Origin of the sequence: Mycobacterium sp. 852002-53434_SCH5985345 (assembly GCF_001667155.1) — a bacterium.
Classification (GTDB): domain Bacteria; phylum Actinomycetota; class Actinomycetes; order Mycobacteriales; family Mycobacteriaceae; genus Mycobacterium.
In genome coordinates this window covers 78,527-90,922 of record NZ_LZIE01000039.1, presented here as the reverse complement: position 1 = coordinate 90,922, position 12,396 = coordinate 78,527, and the positions used below count along the sequence as shown (strand labels likewise).

Here is a 12,396-nt window from a genome sequence, read left to right as displayed (position 1 = left end):
CATGGCCAAGCTCGACTACGACACCCTCAACGCGACGATCCGCTACCTGATGTTCTCGGTCTTCTCCGTGCGGCCGGGCGAGCTCGGAGAAGAGCGCGATGCCGTCATCGATGACGCGTCGCGGTTTTTCAAGCAGCAGGAGGAGCGCGGGGTCGTGGTGCGCGGCCTCTACGACGTGGCGGGTCTGCGGGCCGACGCCGACTTCATGATCTGGACCCACGCCGAAACCATCGAGGCGCTGCAGGCCACCTATGCCGACTTCCGGCGCACCACCGCGCTGGGACGGGCCTGCTCGCCGGTGTGGAGCAGCGTGGCGCTGCACCGGCCGGCCGAGTTCAACAAGAGCCACGTCCCCGCATTCTTGGCCGGTGAGGAGCCCGGCAACTACATCTGCGTGTATCCGTTCGTGCGGTCCTACGAGTGGTACCTACTGCCCGACGAGGAGCGGCGCCGCATGCTCGCCGAACACGGCATGGCCGCCCGCGAGTACAAGGACGTTCGCGCCAACACGGTGCCGGCGTTCGCGCTCGGTGACTACGAATGGATCCTGGCCTTCGAGGCCCCCGAACTGCACCGCATCGTCGACTTGATGCGCGAGCTGCGCGCCACCGACGCCCGCCGGCACACCCGCGAGGAGACGCCGTTCTTCACCGGCCCGCGCGTGCCGGTCGAGCAGTTGGTGAACGCGCTGCCGTGACAACCGCACCGTCCGACCCCACCGACCCGGCCCGTTTCGAGGAGATGTACCGCGACGAGCGGACGTCGCACGGACTGCCGGCCGCCACGCCGTGGGACATCGGCGGCCCGCAGCCGGTGGTTCAGCGACTGGTCGCCCTGGGCGCGATCAAAGGTGAGGTGCTCGACCCGGGCACCGGCCCGGGCCACCACGCGATCTACTACGCGTCAAAGGGGTATGCGGCCACCGGCATCGACGGGTCGGCAGCCGCGCTGGCGCGGGCCCGCGAAAACGCCCGCAGGGCAGGGGTTTCGGTCAACTTCGAGCTGGCCGACGCCACCAAGCTCGAAGGCATGGAAGGCCGGTTCGACACCGTCGTCGACTGCGCCTTCTACCACACCTTCAGCACCGATCCCGAGCTGCAGAGGTCCTACGTGCAGGCCCTGCACCGGGCCACCAAGCCCGGTGCGCGGCTGTACATGTTCGAGTTCGGCGAGCACAACGTCAACGGATTCAAGATGCTGCGGACGTTGTCCGATCGGGCTTTTCGCGACGTGCTTCCCCTCGGCGGCTGGGAGATCACCTACCTCGGCCCGACGACCTACCTGGTCAACATGAGCGTCGAGCAGATCGAGATGATGGCCGCGCGCAATCCCGACATGGCCGATCAGGTCCATGAATTGCTGGAACAGTTCCGCTTGATGGAACCCTGGCTGGTGAACGGCCGGGTGCACGCCCCATTCTGGGAAGTGCACGCCACCCGGGTGGACTAGCCCCACCCGCCTTATCGCAACTGGTCAAGTGTCGCGAAACGCAGGAGTAGCTACTCGCCCTTAGGCACCAGGCGCAGCGAGATGGAGTTGATGCAGTAGCGCTGATCGGTCGGGGTGGGGTAGCCCTCGCCGGCGAAGACGTGGCCCAGGTGGCTGTGGCAGTTCGCGCACAGCACCTCGGTGCGCGTCGTGCCCATCGAGTGGTCGGGCCGCAGGATCACCGCATCGGAGTTCGTGGGGTCGAAGAACGACGGCCAGCCGCAATGCGACTCGAACTTCTCTGTGCTGCGGAACAATTCGGCCCCGCAGGCGCGGCACTGGTAGACACCTTCGGTCTTGGTGTCGGTGTACTCACCGGTGAAGGGCCGCTCGGTGCCCGCCTGGCGCAACACGTGAAACTCTTCGGGCGTGAGCTTCTGGCGCCACTCGGCATCGGTCAGCTGGAGCTTGGGATTCATGCATCCACGCTAGCGCGCCGACGCCCGGTCGTCAGCCAGGCCGGATCGATGCCCTCGTCCAGCCGGTTCTCGGCCTTCGCGTCCAGATACCGGAACAGCAGCACCGTAAACACCACGATGAGCAACAGCGACCAGCCGTAGGTGATCTTCAGATAGTGCAAGGCGCGGCCGTACCTCATCCACCGGTAGATCAGCCAGTCGTCCAGCGCCAAGAAGCCGTAGATCCCGAGCCACGCCGGCCAGTTGCGGATCAGCGAGTTGGGCAACACCACGGTCATCAGGAACGGGAACAGCATCATCGAGTAGTAGCCCTGGGCCAGCGACAGGACCAGCCACGACCACAGCAACAGCACGCCCGACGAGCTGGTGAACCAGAACAGTGGGTCGCGGGTGCGGTAGTAGCGATAGAGCAGCCACATCGCGCCGATCGCAATGACGGTGAACAGCAGCCGCAGGAACACGATCAGCCACGTGGGCAGGCCGAAGTAGACGCCGTTGCCCTCGATCGAGCTGTTGAAGTAGTCACGCGTGCCAAGGATGTACGGCACCGTCTTGGTGACGAAGTCCATCGGATCGCTGACCAGAGGCCACGCCGCCAGGTTGACCACGACGGGTACGACGATCGCGGGAACCAGCGCCCGCCACTGGCGGTTCAGCAGCGGCAACAACAGCAGCGGCCCGAGCAACGGTTTGAGCGTCAGCGTCAGCCCGATCGCGACGCCGGCCCACCACTGACGGCTGACGCGGCCGTCGAGCAGCCAGCGCAGGAACAGCATCTCCGCCAGCAGCACGCAGCCGTTGATGTTGGTGAACACCAGAGTGCTGGTGACGCTTTCGGTGCAGAACATGGCCAGCAGCAAGGCGGGCGCGGCCACCGACGACAGGGCGAATTTGAACATCCGCAGCAGGAGGTACCAGGCCAGCAGGATCGCGACGGTGTTGATCAAAACGAACAGATACCGCGACGGCGTGAAGGACAGGTACCCGAACGGCGCCATCAGCAGCGTGCCGCCGGGCGGGTACAGGTAGTGCGGGTCGACGTAGTCGAAGTGCTCGTTGTAGATGTCCCAGCCGCGCCGGAAGTTCAGCACCGCCCGGTAGACCGGCTTGAAGTCGTCGGTGATGTTGCCGTTGAGGGTGAGGATGATGCTGCGGTGCAGCACCGACATAATCGCCAGGGGCCACAACGCGGACCGCACGATGGTCGCCGCGCTCGGGGGGCCGCTGCGTGAACGAAAGGCGGCCAGGATCCAATCGCGAGAGCCGGCTCGGCTCGATTCAGCTGCCGTCACCAGCGCACCGTACACCGGCAGCTGGCCGGAAAATCAGGCGGGACAGTACGTGTCGGTGCCGGGCAATTTGCCGCTGTTGACGTAGCCGATCAGCGGGGGGACGGCGCAGCTCGAGTAGATGCTGGCGCCGTGTCCGATGCCCTGCCACATCACCCGCTTGCTGGCCGCGTTGGCGTTGATGACGGTGGCCGCCGTCGCCGCGACCCCTTCGGTGCCGACGATCGGGTCGTTCTGTACACCCAGCAACAGGACGTCGACCTTCAACGATTTCGGCGGTGCCGGTGGCGAGCCGGTGGGCCAGTGCACGCATTTGACCATGTTGAGCGCCGCGACGGTGCCGAACTGGGGGTACAGCTTGGCCCACGCCACGACCAGTTCGCGCACGCGGTCCGGGGTGGGGCGGTTGACGGCGTCGCTGCAGGTGTTGACGAACTGGCCGTCGGAGTCCTCGGTGGCGTCGGCGTGGTTGATCAGGTTGGTCAGCTGATTGGTGTCGCCGGATCGGGCGGACGCCAGAGCGTTGGCCAGGCCGGTGGTGGCGTTGACGCGGCCGCCCGAGGGAAAGCCCAGCGCGACGGTGATGGCGCTCGCCAGCTGGGCCACCGACGCCCCGGCGGGTCCCTTGCCGGCGCGGGCGTCGGCCAGCAACCCGCTGACGGCGCCCTTGGGGTCGGGGCCCAGCGCGCAGTTCACCGCGAGGCACTGGGCGGCGAACGCATCGAGCGCGGCCTGCTGGCCCTTGGCCTGTTGCTCGGCGGCGGCTTCGGCGCTGGCGCCCAACGCAACTGGCGAGTCGAGTATCAGCCGGGCGACCTTGTCGGGGCGCGCCGCGGCATAGGCCAGCGCCACCTGCGCGCCGTTGCCGATCCCGACCAGCGCGACCGCCGGCACGTCCCACAGCGACCGCAGTCGCTCGATGTCCGAGGCGGCGTGGGCGTTGTCGTAGGCGGACGCGCCGGGCGCGATGGCGTCGGTGCAGTTGGTGGTGGCGTTGTTCGCGACGTCCGACAGGTTGGCGACGGGGTCGTCCCCGGTCTGGAACTGCGCCTGATCGCGCATGATCTGCCGGTCGGAGGTGTCCCGGCAGTCGATCGGGTTCGACATGCCCATGCCGCGACGGTCGACGGCGACGATCGGGTGGGTCTGCAGCACGTCGGCGCCGCCCCGGGACAGCCAGACCGGCAACTGCGCCGAAGACGGCAGGTCCGAGCCGGTGGTGAAGACCAGCGGGCCCGCGTCGCGCGGCGTCTGGTTCGAGCGGGCGCGGACCACGCCCACGCTCACGGTGCCGGTTCCGCCGCCGTTCGGGTCCAGGTCGGCGTCGTAGTTCGCGCAATCCAGCTGGACCCCGGCCGCGGGCGGCACCGCGGCGTCACCGAACACCCGCGACGTGCAGTCGTGCCACGGCAGGTCGTTCTTGGGGGCGGCGAGCGGCGGCGGGCCGCTGGGGGGCGGCTTGGCGGTGGCCGCACCCTGGGGTTTGGCGCCGGAATTGGTGGCGAAGCGCGGGTCGGCGGCCAGGCCCGGGACGCAGCCGGCCACCACGGTGGTCGCCGCAATCAAGATCGTGGCGAACGTGATCTGCCGACTCATGCCGACCACAGTAGCTAGCGGCGATCGCAAGCGCGGCGAAGCCGGGCGCAGCCGGGTCGCCGTAAAGCTAGGCCTTGACGTAGCGGGTGTACAGGTAACCGGCGTCGTCGGTCAAAACGTGGGCACAGCGCATCCGGGTGAGCAGCTGGCTGGGGCCCGTCGCGATGCGCCGGGCCAGCCCGCCGACGATGTAGGGCGCGATGGTCAGGCAGAGCTCGTCGAGCATGTCGCGCTGGATCAACGAATCGAGCAGCATCGGCCCGCCCTCGGTCAGGACGCGGCGCATGCCGCGAGCGCCGAGGGTGGCCAGCATGACGTCCTCGTCGACCTCGCCGGGGTCGCTGCCGGAGCAGTCGATCACTTCGCACAGGTCGGCGAGCAGGCGGCGCGCCGGGGCGGCGGCCGCCGCACAGGTGAGGATCAGCGGCGGCACCTCGGTCCTGGTGAACACCGCCATGTCGCGGTCCAGCCGACCCGACTTGGTGACGATCGCCAGCGGCGGTACCTCGCTTTGCCCGCGGGCCTGCCGCTGCTGGCGTTGGGCGACGCTCAGCTGCGCACCGGAATAGCCCTCGACCCGCACGGTCCCCGCGCCGACCAGGATGACGTCGGCGAGCTCACGCAGCAGGTTGAAGACGAATCGGTCGCCGGGACCTCCCATCGTTCCGCTGCTGCCGCCGGAGGTGGCCCCGCCGTCCACGCTGGTGATGAAATTGGCCCGCACCCATGTCCCGTCGTGTTCGGGGTAGCCGTAGAGCCGGGGGAGTTCACCGTCGTCGACTTCGCGTATCGATCCGAGCAGCGACAGCGGCGTCTCGGGAAGGGACATGAGGTCGATTGCAGCACGTCGTTACAGTTCTGGCATGCACGGGTCCCCGTCCACGCGAGTCGCGCACCTGGTGGATCGGCATCCGACCGTCTCACCGGAGCGGTTGATCGCTCAATTGAGGCCGCCCCCAACATTCGCCGACGTGAGCTTCGCGACGTACCAGCCCGATCCAGCCGAGCCGACGCAGGCCGCCGCCGTCGTGGCATGCCGCGACTTCTGCCGACAGGCCGTGGAACGGCGCGCGGGCCGGCGAAAACTGTTGGGCCGACGGGCGGTTCTGCCCGGTGTCGGGCTATACCTGGACGGCGGCTTCGGCGTGGGCAAGACCCACCTGCTCGCGTCGGCCTACTACGAGCTGCCCGGCGAGGGGCCGGAGTCGTCAAATCCCAAGGCGTTCGCAACCTTTGGGGAGCTGACACAGTTGGCCGGGGTGTTCGGGTTCGCCGAATGCGTCGACCTGCTGGCCCACTACACGGCCGTGTGCATCGATGAGTTCGAGCTCGACGACCCCGGCAACACCACACTGATATCCCGGCTGCTCTCGTCACTGGTCGAGCGGGGGGTGTCGGTGGCAGCCACCTCCAATACGCTGCCCGAGCAGCTCGGCGAGGGCCGATTTGCCGCCCAGGACTTTCTGCGGGAAATCAACACGCTGGCAAGCATTTTCACCACCGTGCGGATCGAGGGTCCCGACTATCGGCACCGTGGCCTGCCGCCGGCGCCGCAGCCGCTGTCGGACGAAGAGGTGGCCGAGCGCGCCGCACGGGTCGACGGCGCGACGCTCGATGATTTCGACGCGTTGTGCGCGCACCTGGCCACCATGCACCCGTCTCGGTATCTGACCCTCATCGAGGGAGTGACCGCCGTGTTTCTGACTGGCGTGCACGGCATCGATGACCAGAACGTCGCGCTGCGGCTGGTGGCGCTGACCGACCGGCTCTATGACGCCGGTATCCCGGTGGTGGCCTCCGGCGCGAAGCTGGACACCATCTTCAGCGAGGAGATGCTGGCCGGCGGGTACCGAAAGAAGTATCTGCGGGCCATGTCTCGGCTCCTGGCGCTGACGGCCGGGGTCAACGAAGCACGCGGGTCATGATGAAGTCGTTCTCGCGTCCGGCGCCGACCTGAAAAGTCCGGGTGCCACTAACCGTGAATCCGCTCTTGGTGTAGAACCGCTGTGCGCGTTGGTTTGCCTGATTGACGCCCAGCCACACGCGCCGCACGTCCCATTCGCGGGCCGTGGCCAGCGCGAGGTCCATCAGCCCGGTGGCGACCCCGGTGCCGTGGTGCTCGGGTGCAACGTAGATCTTGGACAGCTCGGCGGCGTCGCCGTCGCGAATCAGCATGGCATAACCGATGATTCGGTTGTCATCCGCCGCGGTCAGGACGGCGCGTTGCGGATCGGCCAGGTATTCGGCGAAGCGATCGGGCGACAGGTTGGCCTCGACGAACGCTGCGATGTTCGCCGGCGCCATCGAGGCGGGGCAGGCCAACGGGAATGTGCGAGCGGCGATATCGGCAAGCTGCTGAACGTCAACCGAGTTCGTTGTTGCGATGCGTGTCAGAGGTTCCACTGCGCGAGGTGGTAGCCCGTCTTCTTGTCCAGCAGCACCACGGTGGAAACGGGATCACGGTAGGCGTCCCAATACACTTCGCCGCGCACGATCGCGCCGTTCGGCGCGTTGGTGAGCACGTTGTCCAGGGCGTCGGGCGCATCGGTGGCTCGTGGCTTGTAGGCGTCGGCGAACGGGGTCACGCCGTCGAAGCTGAAGTTGGTCGCCATGATGAACGGGTTGGGTACCCGGACCGCGCGGACGACCACGTCGGCCCGCTCAACCGAGCTGCCTGGAAAGCCGCGGAAGGTACCTTCGCGCGTGTAGCCGAATCCGGGGGGTGGGTCACAGGGCGACACGCCAGTGACGGTGACGTCGGCGACGTAGGTGCCGGTGTCCACCCGCAGCGTGTCCCCGATGTGGCCGATCGGTGCGTCACCGGCCCACGCGCGGGGAGCGGGAAGCCCGGCGACGGCGGTGGCGCTCGCCGCGGCGACGAGGAACGCGGACAGGACGACCAGCCAGCGGTGCATCTTCGCCTCCTAGCACCCTTGGAAGGGGACCATCGAATGATCGCACACGCGGTGAGGCGGCCGGGAGGGGTCAGACCACACCCGATCAGCCGTCCGCGTGGTCGGTCTTGCCGCCGGCGAGCGATTCCAGCGCCTTGATCAAATCGGCCTCCACACGGGCCTTGTCGACACCGCATCGGCGCAGCGGTCCCTCGTCGGAGGAGGCTTCCTCCAACTCGAGCAGGGCCAGCAGCAGATGCTCGGTCCCAATGTAGTTGTGGCCCAAACGAAGTGCTTCCCGGAAGGTCAGCTCGAGGGCTTTGCGCGCCGGGCCGCTGAACGGGATGAGGTCGGGAGTCCCGCTGCTGGGCGGGGGCAGCTCGACCGCGGCGCGCAGTGCTTCGGTGTCGACCTTTTGCAGGTGCAGCAACACGGTGGCCAGGGCGGCCGGATCGTCGAGGAGACCGAGGAGCAGGTGCTCGGGGGTGATCTCGTTGTTGGCCGCCTCGTGCGCGGCGTTCTGGGCGGCCACCACTGCGCCGCGCGCCCGCGGGGTGAAGCGGCCGAAGCCCTGTTCGGGGTCCAGGGTGGCCGGCTCGGCGCGCGGCACGAACCGCTTCTGGGCGGCCTGTTTGGTGACGCCCATGCTCTTGCCGATGTCGGTCCACGACGCCCCGGATCGGCGGGCCTGATCGACGAAGTGCCCGATGAGGTGGTCGGCGACCTCGCCCAGGTGCTCGGCGGCCAGCACGGCGTCGGCCAGTTGATCCAGCGCGTCGGTGTGCACCGATTTGATGGCGTCGATCAGCTCGTCGAGGCGGACGGGATAGGCGATGTGGGTAGGGTCCGGCATGCCGTCAACGATAGGTTGACGGCCGTGAAGCTGTCAACCAGTGGTTGACGATTGTTAAAAATTGTTTCGCCAGCGGCGAACCGCCCGCGCGTCTGGGACGATTTCGAATTTATGAAGCTTGTTCTGACGATTTCCAGTGTTGCGGCCGTGATTGGCTTGGCCGTTCCCGCGCACGCCGATGACACCGACGACGCGTTCCTCGCGTCGCTGAATTCGGCCGGCTTCACCTATAACGATCCGGCGCAGGTGATCCAGGCCGCCCACTACGTGTGCTCGGCGGCCGGCGGCGGCACGGCGATGGCGGATATCGCGAAGGCGATGACATCGAAGGCGGCAGCACTGACCGAGGAGAAGGCGGAGAAATTCACCGCGATCGCGGCGAGCGCCTACTGTCCGGACGCGATCTCGTCGACCACCACGACGACCGCGGCCGCGAGCTCCTAAGCGACCGATCCGCTCCACGAGATGCGGACCGTCGCCAGCTCTGGAACGATCTGTGAGCCGTGAGGCTACTTCTGACTCTGCTCGGCCTTGCGGCCGCGATCGGCCTGGCCGGCCCCGCGCGCGCCGACAGCAACGACGACGCCTTCCTCGCCACGGTGCACGCGGCCGGCCTGACCTATTCGGATTCCGAACAGGCGATAACCTCCGGAAGGTCGGTGTGCAAGTTGGTGAGCGAAGGCTCGAATCTGGCCGACGTCGTCCGGATGATCCAGATGCTCAATCGGGGGCTTCAGGGGGACGACGCCACCCGGTTCGCCGCTATCGCCGCCAACTCCTATTGCCCCCAAGCGCTCTCGGCGCCCACCGCCGCCTCCTAGGGGTGGGCCCGGTGGGAAAATGTGATGCGCTTTTTACATATCCGCCCGCTAACGGCGGGTGAACGAAACCTGTAATCAACAATTCGCCCATACCATTTCGGCGACGGATCGCGGCCGTAGTCGAAAGGAAGCAGGGGTTTGGACTTCCTTCAGCAGCAGTTGGTCGAACCCCTTAGCAACATCCTCAATACGCACATCTTGATCTATTTGCTGATCGGCGGCGGCATCTATTTCACGGTGCGCACCCGGTTCATTCAGATCCGCTACTTCGGCCGCATGCTTCGCCAGCTCCGGAGAGCGCACCACCACGACGGCGGGATCTCGTCCTTCCAGGCGTTCTGCGTGGGCCTCGCGTCGCGCGTGGGTACCGGCAATATCGCCGGTGTCGCAATCGCGCTGACCGTCGGCGGGCCCGGTGCCGTCTTCTGGATGTGGGTGGTGGCAGCGGTCGGCATGGCCACCGCGGTGATCGAGGCCACCCTGGCCCAGATCTTCAAAGTCCGCTCGGACGACGGCGCCTTCCGTGGCGGTCCCGCGTTCTACATCCAGCGCGGGCTGCGGTCACGCGCGGGCGGCGTCGTGTTCGCCATGCTGTTGGTGCTCACGTTCTCCACCGCGTTCAACATGGTGGAGACCAACGCGATCAGCGGGGTCTTGCAATCGTCACACGGCATCGGGGTCGGTTGGACGACAGCCATTTTGGCGGTGCTGGCGGCGCCCGTGCTCTTCGGTGGCGTGCGACGGGTCGCCCAGTTCGCCGGGTCGGTCCTTCCGGTGGTGGCGCTGGTGTACACGGTGCTCGCGCTGGGAATCGTGGCGGTCAACATCACCGAACTGCCGACGGTGGTCAAGGAGATCATCGGCGGGGCGTTCGGAATCCGGCAAATGGCAGGCGGTTTCGCGGGGGGTGCGCTCGCCGCGATGTTCACCGGCGTCAAGCGCGGCCTGTTCGCCTGTGAGGCAGGGATGGGCAGCTCACCCAATATCGCCGGCGCCGCGACCGTGGCACATCCGGTGGAACAGGGGCTGATTCAGTCGCTCGCCGTGTTCGTCGACACGATGGTGATTTGCACGGCGACGGCATTCATCGTGCTGCTGTCGGGTCCCGAAACCTACAACCCGGCCCGGCTGGGAGCGATTGCCGGTGCGAGCCTGACGGAGTCGGCGGTGGCCGCCGATCTCGGTTCGTGGACCACGGTGTTGATGACCGCGGTGGTGTTCGTCTTCGCGTTCGCCTCGGTGCTGAGCAATTACGTGGTCGCCGAGGCCAATCTGTTCTACCTGGGTGGCCGGCGCCTGGCGGCCAATCTGTTGAAGGTGGTCACGCTGCTGTCGATCATCTTCGGGGCCCTGGCCAAGCTCACGTTGGTGTGGGCGCTTGCCGACCTGACGATGGCGGTGATGGCCATCGCGAACCTGCTCACCATCTGCCTGCTGGGGAAGTGGGCGTTCGCGGCGCTCAAGGATTACCACCGACAGTTCGTGCAAGGCGTCGCGCCTGTTTTCATTGCCAGCCAGGCCGGCCTGCCCGGCGTCCTCGACGGCGACATCTGGGAACCCGCGGAGCGCCGGCAGGTCGGGGCGCTGCCCGAGTCGTTGACGTTGCGCCGCCCCGCGCTGCGCTTCTCCCGCGCGCCCGCGGCATAGCCGCGGGGCCGGGGGAGAGTTCACCCGCCGTTTGCCCGGCGAGGTGCCATTCCCCAACAGGTCTGCGACAATCGCTGCGTTATGCGATTTCTACTGGTGCTGGCGAGCGTCGCCGCAATCGGCCTGGCCGCGCCCGCGTATGCCGACATCGACAACGATCAGGACTTCCTCAAAGACCTGCGAGACGCCGGTCTCACCTACCAGGACGGCGGCAACGCGGTCACCATCGCCAAGTCGGTGTGTGAACTGCTCGACGACGGTCAGTCGTCCGCCGAGATCGTGACGCAACTCCGCAACCAGAATCCGGCTTTCCAGGGTGCCAGCGCGGCCAAGTTCACGTACCTGGCTTCTGCCCACTACTGCCCGAAGTACATAACCGGCGAAGACCGTGGTCCCAAGCCCGAGGGGCAACCCGGCAACTGATTACGCGGAGTTGTTCCGCCGTGGCTGAGCGCGCTCAGGCTGCCCGCGCCGTCCAGGTGAAGTTGTGCATCTCGGGGATCTTCGGCGCCAGGGCGGCGGCAACCAGACGGCCTGTCCGTTCGGCCACTGCCAGCGGAGTCTCGGGGGAGAGGAAGCCCTCCACCTCGACCCGCAAAGTCCGGCCGGTCCACCGGGCCCGGGCGTGCGCGTGCGTGACGCCCGGCACCGTGGCGGCGAGGGCCTCGGCGGTCGTAATGATGTCGGGGTCCACGCCGTCGAGCAGGCGGTGAGCAATGTCGGCGGTCACCTCCCAGCCGACGTGGCAGATGAATCCGGTGACGACGATCCCGGCGACCGCGTCGGCCCAGGCCCAGCCGAGCGCCACCCCGATCAGCCCCAGCATTGCCCCGGCCGACGACAGCGCGTCCAGCCAGGAATGTTTGGCGTCGGCCACCATGGTCGCCGAGCGAATCCGCTTGCCCACCGCCAACTTGTAGCGTGCCACCAGCTGATTGCCCGCGATTCCCACGATGGCCGCGGCGATGCCCCAGCCCACGTATTCGGTGCCGCCGTGCCGGAGCAGCTTGTTGATGCTCTCGTAGGCGGCGACGGCGGCGCTGCCCCAGATGACCAGTGCCACACCGATTCCGGCGAGGTCCTCGGCGCGTTCGTAGCCGTAGGGGTAGCGCTCGGTGGGCAGTTTGCGCGACGCCCGAAAGCCGACGAACACCAGGACGCTGGTGGAGACGTCCGACAGGTTGTGCAACGCGTCGCCGAGCAATGCCACCGAGCCGGACAGCAGCGCGATGGCCAATTCGATGAGCCCGGTCAGCGCCAGGCCGACGGCGCTGACGGCGACAGCCCGGTTGGCCTGCCGGCGCTCGGCCGCATCGTCGGTGACGGTGTCGAGGGGAAAACTTGCCGCGGGGTCACGGACGCCGTTGACGAGGTGCATAGGGCAAGCAT

Annotated in this window: 15 protein-coding genes; 7 read left to right on the top strand and 8 right to left on the bottom strand. The window is 67.4% G+C overall.

What is annotated here, in order from left to right; translation table 11 throughout:
• Position 1: 1 nt before the first annotated feature.
• Together hemQ and A5756_RS08215 are read left to right on the top strand one after the other, a co-directional pair.
• Entirely contained in the window at positions 2–697 is a 696-nt protein-coding gene (hemQ, locus tag A5756_RS08220; protein ID WP_066950264.1) for a hydrogen peroxide-dependent heme synthase, read from the top strand.
• A gap of 44 nt (positions 698–741) precedes the next feature.
• On the top strand, positions 742–1,449 hold the full coding sequence (locus tag A5756_RS08215) for a class I SAM-dependent methyltransferase (RefSeq protein WP_066950606.1): 708 nt from the start codon (positions 742–744) through the stop codon (positions 1,447–1,449).
• A gap of 50 nt (positions 1,450–1,499) precedes the next feature.
• Here A5756_RS08215 and msrB read toward each other — a convergent pair whose 3' ends face one another.
• From msrB to A5756_RS08195, 4 genes are all read right to left on the bottom strand, one after another.
• Complete coding sequence (gene msrB, locus A5756_RS08210; protein ID WP_066950260.1) at positions 1,500–1,907, bottom strand: peptide-methionine (R)-S-oxide reductase MsrB; 408 nt, start codon at positions 1,905–1,907, stop codon at positions 1,500–1,502.
• The gene (aftC, locus tag A5756_RS08205) at positions 1,904–3,214 is read right to left on the bottom strand and encodes an arabinofuranan 3-O-arabinosyltransferase (RefSeq protein ID WP_066950257.1); all 1,311 of its coding nucleotides are present in this window, start codon (positions 3,212–3,214) and stop codon (positions 1,904–1,906) included. Before aftC ends, msrB begins: the two co-directional genes overlap by 4 nt.
• 18 nt (positions 3,215–3,232) lie before the next feature.
• The gene (locus A5756_RS08200; protein ID WP_066950254.1) at positions 3,233–4,792 is read right to left on the bottom strand and encodes an alpha/beta hydrolase; all 1,560 of its coding nucleotides are present in this window, start codon (positions 4,790–4,792) and stop codon (positions 3,233–3,235) included.
• Between the two features lie 67 nt (positions 4,793–4,859).
• Positions 4,860–5,621, bottom strand: coding sequence for a pyrimidine reductase family protein (locus A5756_RS08195; protein ID WP_066950251.1), 762 nt, complete (start codon positions 5,619–5,621; stop codon positions 4,860–4,862).
• Here A5756_RS08195 and zapE point away from each other — a divergent pair.
• Positions 5,620–6,717 carry a cell division protein ZapE gene (gene zapE, locus A5756_RS08190; RefSeq protein ID WP_156659336.1) on the top strand — a complete coding sequence of 366 codons (1,098 nt, stop codon included), beginning with the start codon at positions 5,620–5,622 and terminating at the stop codon, positions 6,715–6,717. The two genes, A5756_RS08195 and zapE, sit on opposite strands and share 2 nt — an antisense overlap.
• On the opposite strand, the gene A5756_RS08185 is transcribed toward zapE, so the two are convergent.
• From A5756_RS08185 to A5756_RS08175, 3 genes are all read right to left on the bottom strand, one after another.
• The gene (locus tag A5756_RS08185) at positions 6,695–7,195 is read right to left on the bottom strand and encodes an N-acetyltransferase (protein ID WP_066950246.1); all 501 of its coding nucleotides are present in this window, start codon (positions 7,193–7,195) and stop codon (positions 6,695–6,697) included. The genes zapE and A5756_RS08185 overlap by 23 nt on opposite strands.
• The gene (locus A5756_RS08180) at positions 7,183–7,707 is read right to left on the bottom strand and encodes a hypothetical protein (protein ID WP_066950243.1); all 525 of its coding nucleotides are present in this window, start codon (positions 7,705–7,707) and stop codon (positions 7,183–7,185) included. Before A5756_RS08180 ends, A5756_RS08185 begins: the two co-directional genes overlap by 13 nt.
• A gap of 85 nt (positions 7,708–7,792) precedes the next feature.
• Positions 7,793–8,539: a Clp protease N-terminal domain-containing protein gene (locus A5756_RS08175; RefSeq protein ID WP_066950240.1), complete on the bottom strand. Its 747-nt coding sequence runs from the start codon at positions 8,537–8,539 to the stop codon at positions 7,793–7,795.
• A 111-nt stretch (positions 8,540–8,650) separates the two neighbouring features.
• Here A5756_RS08175 and A5756_RS08170 point away from each other — a divergent pair, with 111 nt between their 5' ends.
• The 4 genes from A5756_RS08170 (at position 8,651) to A5756_RS08155 (ending at position 11,430) form a co-directional block, all read left to right on the top strand.
• The gene (locus A5756_RS08170) at positions 8,651–8,983 is read left to right on the top strand and encodes a DUF732 domain-containing protein (RefSeq protein WP_066950237.1); all 333 of its coding nucleotides are present in this window, start codon (positions 8,651–8,653) and stop codon (positions 8,981–8,983) included.
• A gap of 59 nt (positions 8,984–9,042) precedes the next feature.
• Positions 9,043–9,360 (top strand): DUF732 domain-containing protein, encoded by a 318-nt coding sequence (locus tag A5756_RS08165; protein ID WP_066950234.1) that lies wholly within the window; start codon positions 9,043–9,045, stop codon positions 9,358–9,360.
• Positions 9,361–9,498: 138 nt separating this feature from the next.
• Positions 9,499–11,007, top strand: coding sequence for a sodium:alanine symporter family protein (locus A5756_RS08160; RefSeq protein WP_066950231.1), 1,509 nt, complete (start codon positions 9,499–9,501; stop codon positions 11,005–11,007).
• Between the two features lie 81 nt (positions 11,008–11,088).
• Entirely contained in the window at positions 11,089–11,430 is a 342-nt protein-coding gene (locus tag A5756_RS08155; protein WP_066950229.1) for a DUF732 domain-containing protein, read from the top strand.
• Positions 11,431–11,464: 34 nt separating this feature from the next.
• Here A5756_RS08155 and A5756_RS08150 read toward each other — a convergent pair whose 3' ends face one another.
• Positions 11,465–12,385: a cation diffusion facilitator family transporter gene (locus tag A5756_RS08150; protein ID WP_066950226.1), complete on the bottom strand. Its 921-nt coding sequence runs from the start codon at positions 12,383–12,385 to the stop codon at positions 11,465–11,467.
• Positions 12,386–12,396 lie beyond the last annotated feature (11 nt).

What these genes read in the sequence shown, in the direction of transcription:
- zapE (WP_156659336.1), top strand. Translation starts at nt 5,620, where the DNA reads ATGAGGTCGATTGCAGCACGTCGTTACAGTTCTGGCATGCACGGGTCC.
- A5756_RS08200 (WP_066950254.1), bottom strand. Translation starts at nt 4,792, where the DNA reads ATGAGTCGGCAGATCACGTTCGCCACGATCTTGATTGCGGCGACCACC.
- A5756_RS08195 (WP_066950251.1), bottom strand. Translation starts at nt 5,621, where the DNA reads ATGTCCCTTCCCGAGACGCCGCTGTCGCTGCTCGGATCGATACGCGAA.
- A5756_RS08175 (WP_066950240.1), bottom strand. Translation starts at nt 8,539, where the DNA reads ATGCCGGACCCTACCCACATCGCCTATCCCGTCCGCCTCGACGAGCTG.
- A5756_RS08180 (WP_066950243.1), bottom strand. Translation starts at nt 7,707, where the DNA reads ATGCACCGCTGGCTGGTCGTCCTGTCCGCGTTCCTCGTCGCCGCGGCG.
- A5756_RS08170 (WP_066950237.1), top strand. Translation starts at nt 8,651, where the DNA reads ATGAAGCTTGTTCTGACGATTTCCAGTGTTGCGGCCGTGATTGGCTTG.
- msrB (WP_066950260.1), bottom strand. Translation starts at nt 1,907, where the DNA reads ATGAATCCCAAGCTCCAGCTGACCGATGCCGAGTGGCGCCAGAAGCTC.
- A5756_RS08150 (WP_066950226.1), bottom strand. Translation starts at nt 12,385, where the DNA reads ATGCACCTCGTCAACGGCGTCCGTGACCCCGCGGCAAGTTTTCCCCTC.
- A5756_RS08155 (WP_066950229.1), top strand. Translation starts at nt 11,089, where the DNA reads ATGCGATTTCTACTGGTGCTGGCGAGCGTCGCCGCAATCGGCCTGGCC.
- hemQ (WP_066950264.1), top strand. Translation starts at nt 2, where the DNA reads ATGGCCAAGCTCGACTACGACACCCTCAACGCGACGATCCGCTACCTG.
- A5756_RS08215 (WP_066950606.1), top strand. Translation starts at nt 742, where the DNA reads ATGTACCGCGACGAGCGGACGTCGCACGGACTGCCGGCCGCCACGCCG.